A 17,752-nucleotide genomic window follows, 5' to 3' on the forward strand; every position below is an offset into this window, starting at 1 on the left:
AGCCTAGTGGGGACCTAATTCTCCAGATACTCCGCGATCGCGAACGCGACGTCGAGCTTGGTCGCGTCGCTGACGGAGGGGTCGAGCGCGTTGACGATGATGCTGTGTTCCGGGGTGAGCAGCGCCATGGCCACGACGTCCAGGACCACCCCGCCGAACTCGGCGGAACGGGGGTCGGGGACGACGTTGGTTCCGTTCCGCATCTCGACGAGGACGGCGGGATCCGTCACCTGCGGCTTGACCGACGCGGTGATGGTGCTCATGACGTTGGTCGGCCCCTTGGACCACGAGCACGTCGGATCGGTCGATCCGGGCAGTACGGCCTCGGTGAGATGCGGCCGGTCCGACACCAGGCGGCCGAGTGCCTTCGTCAGCGCGGTGCAGTCTGCGGATGCCTCCGAAGGCGACGTACCCGAAGAGACCGAGTCGATGTCCGACTGCGCGACCGCGGCACCCTCGATGCTGTTCCCGCATCCGGCGGCGGCGAACCCGAGCAGGACGGCCGGGACCACCAGAACACGACGCAGACGAGCACCCACTGTGATCCCCCCTCACGGACACCGCACCGGCGCCCCGCTGTGCACCGTACGTTCCGTGCGCAGCGGGGACCAGTGTTGTCTAGGAACCGGCGCTGAGGAAACCGAGGAGGTCGTGGCGGGTGATGACCCCGGCGGGTTTGCCGTCGTCGACGACCATCAGTGCGTCGGTGTCGCCGAGCGCCTTGGTGGCGGCCGACACGGGCTCACCGGAACCGATGAGCGGGAACGGCTTGCTCATGTGCTTCTCCACCGGGTCGGCGAGGTGCGCGCGGCCCTCGAACACGGCACTGAGCAGGTCGCGCTCGGTGACGCTGCCCGCCACTTCACCGGCCATGACGGGCGGCTCCGCGCCGACGACGGGCATCTGGGACACCCCGTACTCGCGGAGGATCTCGATGGCGTCGCGCAGCGTCTCGGACGGGTGGGTGTGGACGAGGTCCGGGAGTTCGCCGGACTTGCCGCGCAGCACGTCGCCGACGGTCTTCTCGTCGGGTTTGCCGTCGAGCGGGGTGCGGAGGAATCCGTAGGACGCCATCCACTTGTCGTTGAAGATCTTCGAGAGGTATCCGCGACCACCGTCGGGCAGCAGGACGACGATGACGGCGTCCGGGCCCTCGCGCTTGGCGACCTCGAGTGCGGCAACGACGGCCATGCCGCAGGAGCCGCCGACCAGCAGGCCCTCTTCGCGGGCGAGACGTCGGGTCATCTCGAAGGAGTCGGCGTCGGACACGGCGATGATCTCGTCGGGGATGGACGGGTCGTAGGCGCTCGGCCAGAAGTCCTCGCCCACGCCCTCGACCAGGTACGGACGGCCGGTGCCACCCGAGTACACGGAACCCTCGGGGTCGGCGCCGATGACCTTGACCTTGCCGTCGGACACCTCCTTGAGGTAGCGGCCGGTGCCGGTGATGGTGCCGCCGGTGCCGACGCCCGCGACGAAGTGGGTGATCTTGCCGTCGGTGTCGGCCCAGATCTCGGGGCCGGTGGTCTCGTAGTGGCTCTGCGGGCCGCCCGGGTTGGAGTACTGGTTGGGCTTCCAGCCGCCGGGGAGCTCGCGTGCGAGCCGGTCGGAGACGCTGTAGTAGCTGTCGGGGTGCTCGGGCGCGACCGCGGTGGGGCACACCACGACCTCGGCGCCGTAGGCCTTGAGGACGTTCCGCTTGTCTTCGCTGACCTTGTCGGGGCAGACGAACACGCACTTGTATCCGCGCTTCTGTGCGACCAGGGCGAGGCCGATGCCGGTGTTGCCGGACGTGGGCTCGACGATGGTCCCGCCCGGCTTCAGCTCACCGGACGCCTCCGCGGCGTCGATCATCTTGACCGCGATGCGGTCCTTCGAGCTTCCACCCGGGTTGAGGTATTCGATCTTGGCTGCAACGGTCCCGTGGTTCTCGCCGATGACAGAAGAGAGCTTGACGAGAGGGGTGTTGCCGATCAGGTCGACGACGTGTTCCGCGATGCGCATGCCTCCATGCTCCCAGATGCCCTGATCCGATGCTCACAGACGTCCGGCACGGGGGCCCTGATCCGACTAGATTGGTGCGGACGCAGTCCGCTGGAACCCGTGAGATGAGCACCAGGTAGCGGAAAGGTGAGACCAGTGCCCAAGAGGACCTGGCAGAGCGGAGTGAAGGCCGGCGCCGCGGCTGTCGTGGCAGGTTCGAGCGCAGGCACGCTGTCGTGGGTGGCGTACTCCTATCTGATGTCCCAGGCGACGGCGGCCCGCGGTGTGATCGGGCGCAACGTCGCCAAGCCGCCGGAGGCCGACGGCGTCTACTCCCCCGGTGACGCCGTCCCCGAACGCTGGCTGCGGACTATCCCGTACGACGTCCATCTGATGATCTTCGGCGACTCGACGGCCGCCGGGGTGGGATGCCTGTCGGCGGACGAAGTTCCCGGTGTGCAGATCGCGAGGCGCCTCGCCGACGAGACCGGCAAGCGGATCCGGCTGAGCACCAAGGCCATCGGCGGCGCCACGTCCCGCGGGCTCAGCGGGCAGGTGGACGCGATGTTCGTGGCCGGACCGCCGCCGGACGCTGCGGTGATCCTGGTCGGCGCCAACGACGTCACATCGAAGAACTCGATTCGGGCGTCGGCGCGCAGACTCGGGGAAGCGGTGGAACGGCTCCGCGCCCGCGAATGCGCAGTCGTCGTCGGAACGTGCCCCGACCTCGGGGTGGTGACCGCGATCCCCCAGCCCCTGCGGACCGTCGTCCGGACGTGGGGGTTGCGCCTGGCGAGGGCGCAGGCGGCCGCGACCAGCGCGGCGGGTGGCCACCCGGTGGCGTTGGCCGACCTGCTGGCGCCGGAGTTCCTGGCGGCCCCCGACCGGATGTTCTCCTCCGACCACTTCCACCCGTCCGCGGCGGGGTACGAATTGGCGGCGATGCAGATCGTGCCCGTTCTCGCGACCGCTCTGGGCATGTGGCACGGCGGACCGCTGCCCGACCTGCCCGAGGTGTCGGAGGCCGCGGAATCACGCAAGCTGTCGACCCGAATGACCGCCTCGCTCAACCGTTTCCTGTGGCGACTCAGTGCCCGGCGACGCTCACCTGCCCGCCTCGACGAACTCCTCGCGATCGAGGAGGCGTCCGCGTCCAGGACGCGACGGGTCGCTGAGTGAGATGGCGATGTCCCCGGTGCCGCCCGGCAACGTAAGTTGTCGGGAAGGCCACAGAACGGGTGGTCTGCAACACAGTGCAGACCCCCGCAGTTGACAAAGGAGTTTTCATGCCCGAGGCAGTCATCGTCTCCGCAGTACGCTCACCGATCGGCCGAGCCATGAAGGGCTCACTCAAGACCATCCGCCCGGATGATCTGACGACGCAGATGGTGGCCGCGGCTCTGGCGAAGATCCCCGAACTCGATCCCACCGAGATCGACGACCTGCTCCTCGGCTGCGGCCAGCCCGCCGGCCAGTCGGGCTTCAACATCGCCCGCGTCGTCGCGGTGGAACTGGGCTACGACTTCCTGCCCGGCGTCACCGTCAACCGCTACTGTTCCTCCTCGCTGCAGACCACCCGCATGGCACTGCACGCGATCAAGGCCGGCGAGGGCGACGTGTTCGTCTCCGCCGGCGTCGAGTCGGTGTCCAGCTTCGTCACCGGCAACGCCGACGGCCTGCCGAACACCAAGAACCCGAGGTTCGCCGACGCCGAGGCGCGTACCGCGAAGCTCGCCGAGGGCGGCGTCGCCTGGACCGACCCGCGCGAGGACGAGCAGATTCCCGACGTCTACATCGCGATGGGCCAGACCGCCGAGAACGTCGCATCGGCCACCGGCATCACCCGCGAGGAGCAGGACCGCTGGGGCGTCCGCTCCCAGAACCGCGCGGAGGAAGCCATCAAGAACGGCTTCTTCGAGCGGGAGATCACCCCGGTCACCCTCCCCGACGGCACCGTCGTGTCCGCCGACGACGGCCCGCGCGCCGGCACCACCTACGAGGGCATCAGCCAGCTCAAGCCGGTGTTCCGCCCGGACGGCACCGTCACCGCCGGCAACGCGTGCCCCCTCAACGACGGCGCCGCCGCGCTCGTCATCATGTCCGACACCAAGGCCAAGGCCCTCGGCCTGACGCCGCTGGCCCGCATCGTGTCCACCGGGGTGTCCGGACTGTCCCCCGAGATCATGGGCCTCGGCCCGATCGAGGCCGTCAAGAAGGCCCTCGCCATCGCGGGCAAGTCCATCTCCGACATCGACCTGTTCGAGATCAACGAGGCCTTCGCGGTCCAGGTTCTCGGATCGGCTCGCGAACTGAAGATCGACGAGGACAAGCTGAACATCTCCGGCGGCGCCATCGCCCTCGGTCACCCGTTCGGCATGACCGGTGCCCGCATCACCAACACCCTGCTCAACAACCTCCGCGAACAGGACAAGACGTTCGGCGTCGAGACCATGTGCGTCGGCGGCGGGCAGGGCATGGCTATGGTCCTGGAGCGCCTGAGCTAGGCCCTCCGGGCCCGTGCGCCTTTTTGGTAGCGGTAGCGACCACAAAGGCGCACGGGCGCGAAGCGCCTACCCGAGGATGTCGGTGGCCTTGTGGTCGGCGTCGACGCCGTCGGCCATGACCACCAGTCCGTCGGAATGCTCGGCGCGGAGCGGGAGGATCTCCCGGTACGCGTCGGACGTGTACCAGCCTTCGAGGTGCTCGCGGTCGGGGAACTCGATGACGATGAACGCGCCGTCGGACGTTCCCTCGACCACGTCCTGGCGCCCGCCGTGGACGATGAACTTGCCGGAGAACGGGCGGAGGGTGCCGTCGATGCGTTCGAGGTATTCGACGATCTGCGGACCCATGTCGACGTTCTCGAGGTGGGCCATTCCGTACGCGCTCATGTCGTGCTCCTTCGGGTGGGGCTGGTTGCTGCACACGACATTCCTCCGCCGGGGTACGCGCGTCGATTACCTCCGAGGTAATCGAACCGGGCCCGCACAACAGAGAAGGCCCCCGAGAGCATGCTCTCGGGGGCCTTCTCGTGGAACTGCTAGTCGCTGTTGAAGTAGCTCAGGAGTCGCAGGATCTCGACGTACAGCCACACGAGGGTGACGGTCAGTCCGAATGCGACGCCCCATGCGGCCTTCTCCGGCGCCTGGGCGCGGATCAGCTGGTCGGCGGCGTCGAAGTCCAGCAGGAAGCTGAATGCGGCGATGCCGATGCAGACGAGGCTGAAGATGATCGCCACGGGACCGCCGTCGCGGAGGCCGAGGCCGCCTTCGGTGAAGAAGCTGGCGATCACGTTGCCGAGGGCGAGGACGACGACACCGATGAGGGCGCCGATGATCATCCGTGTCAGGCGGGGTGTGACTCGGATCGCGCCCGTCTTGTAGACGACGAGCATGCCGAAGAACACGCCGAACGTGCCGAGTACGGCCTGGGCGATGAGCGCCGCTCCGCCGACTCCACCGAACGTGATGTCGGTGAACATGAACGACAGGGCGCCGAGGAACAGACCCTCCGCCACCGCGTAGGCGAGAACGATGCCCGGGTTGTCCATCTTGCGGCCGAACGTGGCCACGAGGACCAGCACGAGACCGACGAGGCCACCACCGATGACCAGCGGGGTCGCGAGGTTCGCGTCGTTGCTCACCAGGAAGTAGGAGATGATCGCCGATACCGTGAGCACGCCGAGCGTGACACCCGTCTTGGTGACGACGTCGTCGATGGTCATCGAACGGTAGTCGGGGCCCGTCCGGTAGGGCTCGGCCTGCGTGTACTGGGGCTGGCCGAACTGCTGCGTGACCTGCGCTGCGCCGGCCGTCGTAGATCCGAACGAGGCGTATCCGCCGCTGCCCTCTTGTTTGGGCAGGTTGCGGAACACCGGGTTACTGGTGGTGCGCACCGTGCACATCCCTTCTCGTGGCTCGCCGGGTGGATCCGGGTTTCTTGTACGTTGAACGTCCCGCACCCACCGCAAGTTCCCGTTCGTCGCTTTCGGGTCGGACAATTCGGACTCTACCGGTGCCGTGGGGACACCCGCCAGACGAGGCACGGGTCGGCGCGGCGGTCAGGCCACCGATCGGGTGACGGTGAATTTGGGATTCCGGCCGACGACGTCCGTCGGACCGACGAGCCGCCGCAACCGGCCCCGGTACCCGAGATGCGAGTTGTACACGGTCCACAACTCGCCGCCGGGCCGGAGCACGCGCCCGGCTTCGGTGAACATCTTCGACGCGCCGCCGGTGTGGACGGCCGCGCCGACGTGGAACGGCGGGTTGCACAGGACGACGTCCTGGCTGTCGGTGGCGAGGGTGGATATGGCGTCGTCGCGCAGCGTGCTGACCCGTCCGTCGAGTCCGTTGGCGCGGGCGGTGGCGGCCGCCGACGCCACCGCGGCCGACGACTGGTCGGTGGCGATCACCGACACTTCCGGGAGGAGCCGGGCGAGGCTGACGGCGAGAATGCCCGTTCCGCAGCCGAGGTCGACCGCGGCCCGCGCACCGGGGTTCACGCGCGGAAGGAAGTCGAGGAGGTACCGGGTCCCGATGTCCAGCTTGGGGCCGGCGAACGCTGCCCCGTACGAGACGACGTCCAGCCCGATCTCGGCGAGATGATCGGTGACGGGGTATGTCTGCTGCGCCACCTCCACCGGGCCACTCGCGATCAGCACCCGCGACTTCTGCCTGCCGAGGGTCGCGCGGACGTCGGAGAACGAGCGCCCGAGCACGTCGTTCATGGCGGTGGAGATGTGCTTGTTGCGTCCACCCGCGTAGACGACGACGGACGGGTCGGCGTGGCGGGCGATCGCCTCGGCGACCTCGGTGAGTTCGGCGAGGCTCCGCGGCAACTGCATCAGCACGACCGTTGCGCCCGCGAGCAGCTCCTCACCGAGCGCACACGCCCGGTAGCGGTCGGCGAGCCCGACCGTCGCGGCGTTGGCGGCGAGCGCCAGTTCGCCGGTCAGCGGGTCCTGGTGCACGCGGATCCCGGTGGAGCCGTGCGTCGCCGCGGCGCCGAGGGTGAGTGCACCGTAGTGGTCGCCGATCACGGCGACCGTCCCGGGGAGGGCCGCCGACAGGGCCGCCGCGGCCTCGTCGAGGATCAGGCGGTCGGCGGCGTCGACGGCCGTCAGGTTGGGGGCCTCGACGTCGGGACGGCGGCGGAGGCGGGCGAACAGTGCGTCCCGGTCGAACACTTCGGAGTCGAGCACGTTACTGCGACACCCACTGCGCGACGTTGGCGACGGGTTCCCGGTGGGTGCGGAATCCGTTGACGGGGTTCTCGGTGTCGGGGTAGCCGAACGAGATCGCGCAGACGACCCTGCGGTCCTCGTCGAGCGAGAAGAAGTCGTGGATGAACCGCGAACTTCCCGCGACGGCGGCCTGCGGAATGGTCGCGACCCCGAGGCTCTGCGCGGCGAGGAGGAACGTCTCGACGTACAGGCCGCAGTCCACGGCGCCGTACGTGCCGAGTGCCTCGTGGGTGGTAACGATCGCGACGTGCGGCGCGCCGAACAGGTCGAAGTTCTTCATCGTCTGCTCGGCCGACGCGGCCCGGTCGCCGGGCGCGATGCCGACGCTGGAGTACAGCTGCATGGCGCACTCCCGGCGGCGTTGCTTGTGCTCGCCGACGTATTCGCGGGGCCACTCGAAGTCGGACTCCTGCGGGTGGGTGCGGACGTACTCCGCCAGCCCGGAACGGAACCGCTCGGTCCCCTCCCCCTCGGTGATCGCGACCTGCCACGGCTGCGTGTTGCACCACGACGGCGTCTGCTGCGCGAGCTCGAGGATCCGCTCGATCACCTCGCGCGGCACCTGCGTCGGTAGGTAAGCCCTGCAACTGATCCGCGCGTCGAGGAGCTGGGCCAGGGTCCGCTCGGCCAGGCTCGTGTCCGCTGCCGCAATGCCGGTATCCGTCACCGTCGAATTCTCCTCGGGTCTACTCGTTCTCGAACACCGCTCTCTGTGTCGTGCGACCGCGATATGCTGGCGTCAGTGCACCGAGAAGGTGATTTCATTGAGTGTGCCACGACACCCGGAAAGCAGTTCCGGGCCGACCGACTCGGATCCGCAGGCTACCAAGCGGATCGTCGTGACCGACATCGTCGCGGAGCTGTCGTCGGAAGGATTCGACGACGCCCGCGAGATCGGCCGGGGAGGGTTCGGGGTCGTCTACCGCTGCCTCCAGACCGCGCTCGATCGCACGGTCGCGATCAAGGTGCTGTCCTCCGATCTGGACGGCGAGGACCGCGAACGCTTCCTGCGGGAACAGCGTGCGATGGGAAAATTGTCGGGGCATCCCCACGTGGTCGACATCCTGCAGTCCGGGGTGACGCGCAGCGGCAGGCCGTACATCGTGATGCCGTACCACTCGCGCAATTCGCTGGACGCCTGGATTCGCCGCGAAGGGCCGCTGCCGTGGAGTGAAACGCTGCGCGTCGGCGTGAAGCTGGCGGGCGCTCTGGAGACGGCGCACCGGCTCGGCACCCTGCACCGCGACGTGAAACCCGCCAACATCCTGCTCACCGGATACGGCGAACCGCAGCTCACGGACTTCGGCATCGCGCGGGTCACGGGTGGATTCGAGACCACGTCGAGCATGATCACCGGTTCGCCCGCGTTCACGGCGCCGGAGGTCCTCCGGGGTGACGCACCGTCCGCGGCCTCCGATGTGTACAGCCTGGGCGCCGCCCTGTTCTGCCTGCTCACCGGGCATGCCGCGTTCGAGCGGCGGAGCGGGGAGCGGCTCGTCGCGCAGTTCCTCCGCATCGCCACGCAACCGGTTCCGGACCTGCGGGGCGAGGACATTCCCGACGACGTGTGCTCGGCCGTCGAGCGCGCCATGGCCGAGGAACCGACCGACCGCCCGGCTTCGGCCGCGGAGTTCGGCCAGGAACTCCGCGACATCGAGCGCAGGCACGGGCTCGATGTCGACGAGATGGCGCTCCCCGCCGCGGCCGACGAGTTTCCGCGCACCGATCACACGTCGACGCCGACCACGCAGTCCTCGACGTCCGGGCACAGTCGCAGCTACCGCCGGCGGTCGGGTGCCACCCCGCCGAGCGCCGCGGCCCGCTTCCGGCCGCCGACCCCGATGCGGTCCCTGGTGGAGCGCACCCGCCTCCTGGATCTGCTCCGAATGGGTCAGAGGAGGCGGTTGACGCTCATCCACGCGCCCGCCGGCTTCGGGAAGAGCACGGTGGCGGCCCAGTGGCGCGACGTGCTGATCGAGGACGGCGCCGCCGTCGCCTGGCTGACGGTGGACAACGACGACAACAACGTCGTGTGGTTCCTGTCCCATCTCGTCGAGGCGATCCGCCGGGCCGAGCCGACCCTGGCGGACGAGCTGGGGCAGGCGCTCGACGAGAACGGCGCCGAAGCGGAACGGTATGTGCTGACCTCGCTGGTGAATCAGGTCCACGACAGCAGGCGTCACGTGGTGGTGATGATCGACGACTGGCATCGCGTCACGTCGCCGGACACGATCGCCGCGATGGACTTCATCCTGGAGAACGGCTGCCACCACCTGCAGATGGTGGTGAGCAGCCGAAGCCAGGCAGGGCTTCCGCTGGCCAAGATGCGGGTGCGTGACGAGCTCGTCGAAATCGATTCCGTGGCTTTGCGCTTCGACATCACCGAGTCACAGCGGTTCCTGGTCGACCTCGGTGGACTGCACCTGGAGGACTCCGACGTGGAGGCACTGGAGGAGACCACGGACGGGTGGGTGGCGGCGCTGCAACTGGCGTCGCTGTCGCTGCGTGATCGCACCGATCCCGGCGACCTCATCCGGCACATGTCGGGCCGGCACCACGCGATCGGAGAGTACCTGGCGGAGAACGTGCTCAGCACGCTCGAGCCTGCGCTGCTCGACTTCATGCTGGCCACGTCCGTCACCGAGCGGGTGTGCGGCGACCTCGCCTGCGTGCTGGCGAACGTGACCCGCGGTCAGGCCCTGCTCGAGCAGGTCGAATCGCGCGACCTGTTCCTGCGCAGCCTCGACGAGGACCGGGAGTGGTTCGAGTACCACCATCTGTTCGCCGAGTATCTCCGCCGGCGCCTCGAACGCGATCATCCGTCGCGCATCGCGGACCTGCACCGCGCGGCCGCGCACTGGTTCGCCGACCACCACTACGTCAGCGACGCAGTGGATCACGCGTTGGCGGCGGGCGATCGCGACGTGGCCGTCGCGGTGGTCGAGGAGCAGGGCATGTACCTGGTGGAGCACTCGCGGATGGTTGCGCTGCTCGGCCTCGTCGACAAGTTGCCGCGGCCGCTGGTCGAGTCCAGTCCCCGCATCCAGATCGCGGTCGCGTGGGCGAACATCCTCCTGCAACGGGTGGCGCCGACGCTGCGGTCGCTGTCGCTGGTCGCGTCGGCCCTCGAGTCCTCGACACTGAGTGACACCGAGCAGGCGGACATCCGAGTCGAGGCCGACATCGTCCGCGCCGTGATCGCGGTGTCGTCCGATCGCATCGCCGGAGTCCCCGACCTCATCGCCGAATGCCTGGCCCGCCCGGAAACCCTACGCGCGTGGGTGGTTTCGGCGGGGTCGAATCTCGCATCCGCCGTCGCGATCGCCCAATTCGATTTCGTGGAGGCGCGCCGCCTGCAGGAGTGGGCGACCGGGTACCACCAGCGGACCGTCGGACCGTTCAGCACGATGTACGGGTACAGCTTCGCCGGCATCGCCGCGATGGAACAGCTCGACATCGCCGCGGCCGAGGACAACTTCCGGCTGGCCGTGCAGACCGCGACGAAGTCGGCAGGCACCCACTCGCATGCCGCACGACTTGCAGGCGCGCTCCTCGGCGAGCTGATGTACGAACTGGGCCATCTCGACGAGGCCGAACGACTCCTCGACGAGAGCTACGAGCTCGGGCCCGAGGGCGGCATAGTCGATTTCATGATCGCCCGCTTCGTCACGGGCGCGCGACTGAAGGCGGGGCGTGGCGACGTCGTGTCCGCTGCCCGCCACCTCGACGAGGGTGCGTCCGCGGCGGCGTCGCTGGGACTTCCCCGGCTGCGGGCCCGGGTCGAGAACGAGCGGGTCCGGCTCGGTCTGCCCGCGTCACCCCAGCCGGCGGCCGGTGACGGGAAGGCGACCCGGGTACCCGATTTCGGTTTCGCCGAGATCGTCGCGCAGCTCGACGACGCCACCGAGATCCGGAAGCAGTCGGCCGTCGAGCCCGACATCGCGTGTCGCCGCGCCGAGGAATGGGTGCGCCGGGTCGAACAGGAGAGCCGGCCGCGGGCGGCCATGCAGGCCAGTCGCCTGCTCGTCGCCTGCCTGGTCGCGGCGGGCCGGGTCGACGAAGCGAAGCCGGTGCTCGCGTCCATCGCCGCGACGTGTGCACGAATCGGCTTCGTGCGCTATCTGATCGACGGCGGGCCGCGCATGGTGCCCGCGCTGACGGCCCTCCTCGAGGACAGGCGGGCCGGCCGCTGGCAGTCCGACTGGCCGGATGTTCCGGAAGAGTTCCTGGTTGCGGCGCTGGAGACGGCCACAGCGGTCGAGAGTTAGCGTGCGCTTTCTTGACTAATTCAAGAAACGATGGTGCAGTGTGACCGTGAACACACACGAGGACGGGAGACGGCCACCACCACGTCGCGTCCCGTGAGTGTGGTTCGATCCGCGACGTCGACTGTTCATCGGCGAAGCCTCTTGCCCGACAGTCAGTTCCAGAAAACCCAGAGCGACAGCCAGCAACGAAGGGATCCACTGTGAGCCGAGAGACCACTGCGAACACCAGCGACAAGCTCACCACGGCCGTAGGCGCACCCGTGCCCGACAACCAGAACGTCGTGACCGCCGGGCCACGCGGGCCGCAGTTGCTGCAGGACGTCTGGTTCCTCGAGAAGCTCGCACATTTCGACCGCGAGGTCATTCCGGAACGTCGCATGCACGCCAAGGGTTCCGGGGCGTACGGAACGTTCACCGTCACGAACGACATCACCCGGTACACCAGCGGGAAGATCTTCTCCGAGGTCGGCAAGAAGACCGAGCTGTTCGCCCGCTTCTCCACCGTCGCCGGTGAGCGCGGCGCCGCCGACGCCGAGCGCGACATCCGCGGCTTCGCGGTCAAGTTCTATACCGAAGAAGGCAACTGGGACCTCGTCGGCAACAACACCCCGGTCTTCTTCTTCCGCGACCCGCTGAAGTTCCCCGACCTCAACCACGCCGTCAAGCGTGACCCCCGCACGAATCTGCGGAGCCCCGACAACAATTGGGACTTCTGGACGTCGCTGCCCGAGTCGCTGCACCAGGTCACCATCGTGATGAGTGACCGCGGCATCCCCTCGTCGTACCGGCACATGCACGGATTCGGTTCGCACACCTTCAGTTTCATCAACGCCGAGGGCGAACGCTTCTGGGTGAAGTTCCACCACCGCGTGCAGCAGGGTGTCGAGAACCTCACCGACGCCGAGGCCGAGGCCCTGGTCGGCGCCGACCGCGAGAGCCACCAGCGGGACCTCTTCGACGCCATCGAGGCCGGCAATTTCCCGAAGTGGAAGCTGTGCGTGCAGATCATGCCCGAGGCCGACGCCGACACGGTCCCCTACCACCCGTTCGACCTGACGAAGGTGTGGCCGAAGGCCGACTACCCGCTCATCGAGGTCGGCGAATGGGAACTCAACCGCAACCCCGACAACTACTTCGCCGAGGTCGAACAGGCAGCGTTCAACCCGGCGCACGTCGTGCCCGGCATCAGCTTCTCCCCGGACAAGATGCTCCAGGGCCGGTTGTTCTCCTACGGTGACGCGCAGCGCTACCGCCTCGGTGTGAACAACTTCCAGATCCCGGTCAACGCGGCCCGTTGCCCGGTGAGCAACTTCCACCGCGACGGTGCCATGCGGGTCGACGGCAACAACGGTGGCACCCTGCACTACGAGCCGAACAGCTACGGCAAGTGGCAGGAGCAGAGCCGGTACCGCGATCCCGCGCAGGGCGTGGGCGCGTTCGCCGACCGGTTCAACTTCCGCGAGGACGACGACGATTACTTCTCGCAGCCGCGCGTGTTGTTCAACAACATGAGCGACGAGCAGAAGCAGGTGTTGTTCGAGAACACCGCGCGGGCCATCAACGGCGCGTCGCAGCAGGTCGTGCAGCGGCACATCGACAACTGCACCCAGTGCGACCCGGCCTACGGCGAGGGCGTCGCGAAGGCGATCTCCGCGCTGGGCTGAGAACACCCGGGTCCGCCCGGTCCGGGATCGCCCCGGACCGGGCGGACTCTTCTGCCACGAACAGGGTCTGCCGCGGCATATCGTGGACTTCCGGACTCTTTCCGTGGGAGGACTGATGACCGATCCGTCGCCGCAGGACGGGACCCCCCGTTTCAGCGGTCTGCGTGCCCTGTTCGTCAACTGCACCCTGAAGCGGTCTCCCGAAGTGAGCAACACCCAGGGGCTGATCGACCGCAGTGTCGGCCTGATGGAGCAGGAGGGGGTCTCGGTCGACCAGATCCGGGCGGTGGACCACGACATCGCGACCGGCGTGTACCCGGACATGACCGAGCACGGATGGCCGAGCGACGAATGGCCCCCACTGTTTCAGCGGGTGCTGGACGCCGACATCCTGGTCCTGGCCGGTCCGATCTGGCTCGGCGACAACGGTTCCGTCACGAAGCAGGTGATCGAGCGACTGTACGGTTGCTCGTCGATTCTCAACGACCACGGCCAGTACGCCTACTACGGGCGCGCCGGGGGTTGCCTGATCACCGGCAACGAGGACGGTGTCAAGCATTGCGCGATGAACGTCCTCTACAGCCTCCAGCATCTCGGATACATGATCCCACCGCAGGCAGACGCCGGATGGATCGGTGAGGCCGGCCCGGGCCCCTCGTATCTCGACGAAGGGTCGGGCGGCCCGGAGAACGATTTCACCAACCGCAACACCACGTTCATGACGTACAACCTGATGCACGTCGCCGCGATGTTGAAGAAGGCCGGCGGGTTCCCCGCGTACGGAAATCAACGTTCGGAGTGGGACGCGGGTTGCCGACCCGACTTCGCCAACCCGGACTACCGCTGATCCGCCCCATCCGAGAGGGAAATCATGTGCCGATTGTTCGGGTTGTCCGCCGCCCCTCATCGCGTCCGCGCATCGTTCTGGCTGCTGGACGCCCCGGACAGCCTGGCGCAGCAGAGTCACCGCGAGCCGGACGGCACCGGACTCGGCACGTTCGCGGAGGACGGAACTCCGATGGTGGAGAAGCAACCGCTCGCCGCATACGAGGACACGGAGTTCGCGCAGGAGGCGAAGCATCGGTATTCGGCCACGTTCGTCGCGCACATCCGTTTCGCGACCACGGGTGACCTGCTTCCCCAGAACACCCATCCGTTCGCCCAGGACGGTCGCGTGTTCGCCCACAACGGCGTGGTCGAGGACCTGCCGAAACTCGAGGCGGAACTGGGCCCCGACCTCGCGCTCGTTCACGGCGACACCGACTCCGAACGCGTCTTCGCCCTCGTGACCAGTCACATCGGCAGGAACGGCGGCGACGTCACCGCCGGCATCACCTCGGCCGCCCGATGGCTGGCCGACAACGTGCCGATCTACGCGCTCAACATCCTGCTGACCACACCCGGCGAACTGTGGGCGCTACGGTACCCGGACACCCACGACCTGCTTTTCCTCGAGCGGCGCGCGGGCGGTCCGAGCGGTGGTCGCCACCTCCAGCACGCGAGCACTCCCGGCCGGATCCGTGCCAGGTCCGAGCATCTCGCCGAGCATCCGGCGGTGGTCGTCGCCAGCGAGCAGATGGACGAGGATCCCGGCTGGACGCCGCTGCAGTCGGGCGAACTGCTCCACGTCGACCGCGACCTCACCGTCACCCGGGAGGTGATCGTCGATCGCCCACCCCGTTACCCGATCCGCCTCGCCGACCTCAATGCCCGCGCCGCGGCCGCGCAGACCGAGAAGTAATACCGGCGTCGATCAGAACTCGATCCGAACGTGCTCGCTGACGGGGCGGGCCTGGCACGCGAGGATGTAGCCGCTCGCGATGTCCTCGGGATCGAGGATCGACGCGTTGTCCATGTCCACCTCTCCCTGGACCACCGTGCATGCGCAGGAACCGCATTCGCCCTCGCGGCACGAGAAGGGGACGTCGAGGCCCTTCGACAGCATGACGTCGACCAGTGTCGCCTGGCGCGGCCAGCTCAGGCTGTGCGCTTCGCCGTCGAGTTGCACCTCGACCGTCGACGTTCCCGCTTCCGTGTCCGGCAGTTCCTCGACCACAACCTCTGCAAACGGATCCCCGGACAGGGAGGTGAACACCTCGGCGTGCACCCGGTCGCGCGGGACGCCGGCGAGTGCGAGCGACTCGTGGATCGCGTCCATGAAGGGACGCGGTCCGCACAGGTAGGCGCGGTGATCCCGGAACCGGTCCGACAGATTCGCCAGCTGGCGCGGTGTCGGCAGGCCCTGCACGCTCTCGAGCCAGTGGACTACGGTCAGCCGGTGTTCGTGGCGGGCCGCGAGCTCCCGCAACTCGTCGGCGAAAATGACCGACTTCTCGTCCCGGTTCGCGTACACCAGAACGACTTTCCCGTTGCCTTCGCTGAGCGCCGACTTGAGGATCGACATCACCGGGGTGATTCCGCTGCCCGCGGCGAACAGGATCAGGTCTTCGTCCAGGCTGGCCGGAGTGAACACGCCCGCGGGAGGCAGGACCTCGATGCGGTCGCCGACGCCGACGTTGTCGCACAACCAGTGCGAACCGTAGCCGCCTGCGGTGCGTTTGATCGTCACCTTCGGCAGGTCGTCGGTGAACGGCGAACTGGCCAGCGAGTAGCACCGGGCGACGGATCCCGTCCGGTCGCTCGGGATACGCAGCGTCAGGAACTGTCCGGGCTTGTAGGCGAATTCGTGCCTACGCTCGTCGGGGACGTCGAACACCAGAGACCGGGCGTCCGACGTCTCCTCCACGACAGCGGCCACGGTGACCACTACTGATCGCGAACTGCGTGGTGTTTCAACGGTCGTCATCGCGACGGTGCCCTCTCGCTACGGTAATTCGATCCTGCCGAAACTAGTGCACATCGACGGCGGCGGCCGCAGCTCTTCCCGCTGTGCGGGACCCGGATCATCGCCGTCACCCCCAACGGGACTGCCCGCCGTCCAGGGGGATGGTGGCCCCGGTGAGGTACCCGGCGTCGTCGCTCACCAGGAACACGACGGCGCGCCCGATGTCGGTTTCGGCGTCGCCGACGCGTCCGAGCGGGATGCCCGCCACGAACTCCGCCGCCTCGTCCGGGTTCCGCTCCATCCACCGCGCGAGGCCCGGACTCTTGGCGTGCGGGGCCACGGACAGCACCCGGATGCCGTCCCGGCCCCACTCGCACGCCGCCGACCTGGTCAGCGAACGCATCCCCTCCTTGATCGAGCCGTAGGCACCGTAGTTGCTCGCGTCCCAGCGCACGGCCGCCGACGTGACGAGGTTGACGATCACGCCGCCACCGCGCGACTTCATGTGCGGATGGCACGACTGCATCATGCGCAGCGTCGCGAGTGGTCCCGTCGCGAACGACCGCTCGTACTCCTCGTCGATCACCGACAGGATCGGTCCCGGTGTGCAGTCGTTGGCGTTGTTGACCAGGATGTCGACGCCGCCGAACACGTCCACGGTCCGCTCGACGGCGGACGCGATGTCCGCGCGCCTGCTGACGTCGCACACCACCGGTTCGCCGCGGGCGCCGAGTTCGGCGAGTCGCTCGCACGTGCCGTGCAGTTTCGATTCGGTCCGGCCGGCGACGGCGATCGCCGCGCCCTCCCGGGCGAGGGCCAGGGCGATTCCCTGCCCGATCCCCTGACCCGCACCCGTGATCAGCGCGACCTTGCCGTCGAGTTTGCCCATGTCCACTCCCGTTCCCCTACTATCCAACCAAGCATTCGCTTGTTCTCGGCTTCGTGCCGATTCACCCGATCTCGTTCGAGCGCCAGTTCTCCTCGCGCTCCCTCACTCCGAAGGTTTCCCGTGACAATCCCCCCTCCTCTCGATTTCAGTGGCCGCACCGTCGTCGTGACCGGCGGAACCAAGGGCATCGGTTTCGTCGTCGCCAAATCGTTTCTCGCCGCGGGTGCAAACGTGCTCGTGTGCGGCCGGAGCGCACCGGACACCCTGCCCGCGCACGGTGATCGGACCGCCGCGTTCCGCGCGACCGACGTCCGCGACCACGCCGACGCCGCCGCCCTGATCGACGAGGCCGTCGCGCGGTACGGCCGCCTCGACGTCCTCGTCAACAATGCGGGTGGTTCGCCCGATGCCGACGCGGCCACCGTCTCGCCGCGCTTCGTCGAGAAGATCGTCGCGCTGAATCTGCTGGCGCCCTTCACCGTCGCCCAGGCCGCCAATGCGGTGATGCAGCAGCAGTCCGACGGCGGTGCCATCGTCAACATCGGCAGCGTCTCCGCCCACGATCCGCAACCCGGCACCGCCGCGTACAGCGCCGCGAAGGCCGGCCTGCTGGTTCTGACGAAAGCGCTTGCGCTCGAGTGGGCTCCGAAGGTCCGCATCAACCACATCACCACGGGTCTCATTCGCACCGAGAGCGCGGCGTCCGTCTACGGTGACGACGGCGGCGCCGCCGTCACCCGGACCCTGCCGATGGGGCGGATGGCGGTGCCGTCCGACATCGCGGACGCCTGCCTGTTCCTGGCGAGCGCGCAGGCGTCGTACGTGAGCGGCGCGGATCTCGCCGTCCACGGCGGCGGCGAGTATCCCGCGCGGTATCTCGCCACCCACTCCTGACCTCCTCGCCGAATGTCACATCGG

The 17,752-nt window shown here is 68.2% G+C and carries 15 protein-coding genes; 7 read left to right on the forward strand and 8 right to left on the reverse strand.

Annotated elements, in window-relative coordinates; translation table 11 throughout:
* Positions 1-14: 14 nt before the first annotated feature.
* Positions 15-539 carry a hypothetical protein gene (locus tag ACNJ7E_RS36975; RefSeq protein WP_280781529.1) on the reverse strand — a complete coding sequence of 175 codons (525 nt, stop codon included), beginning with the start codon at positions 537-539 and terminating at the stop codon, positions 15-17.
* Positions 540-618: 79 nt separating this feature from the next.
* Positions 619-2,004: a cystathionine beta-synthase gene (locus ACNJ7E_RS36980; RefSeq protein WP_280781528.1), complete on the reverse strand. Its 1,386-nt coding sequence runs from the start codon at positions 2,002-2,004 to the stop codon at positions 619-621.
* Between the two features lie 135 nt (positions 2,005-2,139).
* Between ACNJ7E_RS36980 and ACNJ7E_RS36985 the strand changes: the two genes are divergently transcribed.
* The gene (locus tag ACNJ7E_RS36985; protein ID WP_280781527.1) at positions 2,140-3,162 is read left to right on the forward strand and encodes an SGNH/GDSL hydrolase family protein; all 1,023 of its coding nucleotides are present in this window, start codon (positions 2,140-2,142) and stop codon (positions 3,160-3,162) included.
* Positions 3,163-3,269: 107 nt separating this feature from the next.
* Positions 3,270-4,487 carry an acetyl-CoA C-acetyltransferase gene (locus tag ACNJ7E_RS36990; RefSeq protein WP_280781526.1) on the forward strand — a complete coding sequence of 406 codons (1,218 nt, stop codon included), beginning with the start codon at positions 3,270-3,272 and terminating at the stop codon, positions 4,485-4,487.
* A gap of 66 nt (positions 4,488-4,553) precedes the next feature.
* Here ACNJ7E_RS36990 and ACNJ7E_RS36995 read toward each other — a convergent pair whose 3' ends face one another.
* The 4 genes from ACNJ7E_RS36995 to ACNJ7E_RS37010 all read right to left on the reverse strand — a co-directional run bounded on the left by ACNJ7E_RS36995 (position 4,554) and on the right by ACNJ7E_RS37010 (position 7,895).
* Complete coding sequence (locus tag ACNJ7E_RS36995; protein WP_280781525.1) at positions 4,554-4,874, reverse strand: DUF1330 domain-containing protein; 321 nt, start codon at positions 4,872-4,874, stop codon at positions 4,554-4,556.
* A 149-nt stretch (positions 4,875-5,023) separates the two neighbouring features.
* On the reverse strand, positions 5,024-5,878 hold the full coding sequence (locus ACNJ7E_RS37000) for a Bax inhibitor-1/YccA family protein (protein WP_280781524.1): 855 nt from the start codon (positions 5,876-5,878) through the stop codon (positions 5,024-5,026).
* A 165-nt stretch (positions 5,879-6,043) separates the two neighbouring features.
* Positions 6,044-7,186, reverse strand: coding sequence for a class I SAM-dependent methyltransferase (locus ACNJ7E_RS37005; RefSeq protein ID WP_418342178.1), 1,143 nt, complete (start codon positions 7,184-7,186; stop codon positions 6,044-6,046).
* Position 7,187: 1 nt separating this feature from the next.
* Entirely contained in the window at positions 7,188-7,895 is a 708-nt protein-coding gene (locus tag ACNJ7E_RS37010) for a nitroreductase (RefSeq protein WP_280781522.1), read from the reverse strand.
* Between the two features lie 103 nt (positions 7,896-7,998).
* On the opposite strand from ACNJ7E_RS37010, the gene ACNJ7E_RS37015 reads away from it, so the two are divergent.
* From ACNJ7E_RS37015 to ACNJ7E_RS37030, 4 genes are all read left to right on the forward strand, one after another.
* On the forward strand, positions 7,999-11,496 hold the full coding sequence (locus ACNJ7E_RS37015) for a serine/threonine-protein kinase (RefSeq protein ID WP_280781617.1): 3,498 nt from the start codon (positions 7,999-8,001) through the stop codon (positions 11,494-11,496).
* Positions 11,497-11,696: 200 nt separating this feature from the next.
* The gene (locus ACNJ7E_RS37020) at positions 11,697-13,160 is read left to right on the forward strand and encodes a catalase (protein WP_418342179.1); all 1,464 of its coding nucleotides are present in this window, start codon (positions 11,697-11,699) and stop codon (positions 13,158-13,160) included.
* A 115-nt stretch (positions 13,161-13,275) separates the two neighbouring features.
* The gene (locus ACNJ7E_RS37025; RefSeq protein WP_418342180.1) at positions 13,276-14,007 is read left to right on the forward strand and encodes a flavodoxin family protein; all 732 of its coding nucleotides are present in this window, start codon (positions 13,276-13,278) and stop codon (positions 14,005-14,007) included.
* Between the two features lie 24 nt (positions 14,008-14,031).
* On the forward strand, positions 14,032-14,901 hold the full coding sequence (locus ACNJ7E_RS37030; RefSeq protein WP_280781519.1) for a class II glutamine amidotransferase: 870 nt from the start codon (positions 14,032-14,034) through the stop codon (positions 14,899-14,901).
* 12 nt (positions 14,902-14,913) lie between these two features.
* On the opposite strand, the gene ACNJ7E_RS37035 is transcribed toward ACNJ7E_RS37030, so the two are convergent.
* Together ACNJ7E_RS37035 and ACNJ7E_RS37040 are read right to left on the reverse strand one after the other, a co-directional pair.
* The gene (locus tag ACNJ7E_RS37035; RefSeq protein WP_280781518.1) at positions 14,914-15,966 is read right to left on the reverse strand and encodes a 2Fe-2S iron-sulfur cluster-binding protein; all 1,053 of its coding nucleotides are present in this window, start codon (positions 15,964-15,966) and stop codon (positions 14,914-14,916) included.
* A gap of 106 nt (positions 15,967-16,072) precedes the next feature.
* Complete coding sequence (locus ACNJ7E_RS37040; protein ID WP_280781517.1) at positions 16,073-16,834, reverse strand: SDR family NAD(P)-dependent oxidoreductase; 762 nt, start codon at positions 16,832-16,834, stop codon at positions 16,073-16,075.
* A 120-nt stretch (positions 16,835-16,954) separates the two neighbouring features.
* Between ACNJ7E_RS37040 and ACNJ7E_RS37045 the strand changes: the two genes are divergently transcribed.
* On the forward strand, positions 16,955-17,728 hold the full coding sequence (locus ACNJ7E_RS37045) for an SDR family oxidoreductase (protein WP_418342181.1): 774 nt from the start codon (positions 16,955-16,957) through the stop codon (positions 17,726-17,728).
* Positions 17,729-17,752 lie beyond the last annotated feature (24 nt).

The sequence above is a fragment of the Rhodococcus mengyinensis genome, assembly GCF_048381435.1.
Taxonomy (GTDB): Bacteria; Actinomycetota; Actinomycetes; order Mycobacteriales; family Mycobacteriaceae; genus Rhodococcus_F; species Rhodococcus_F opacus_D.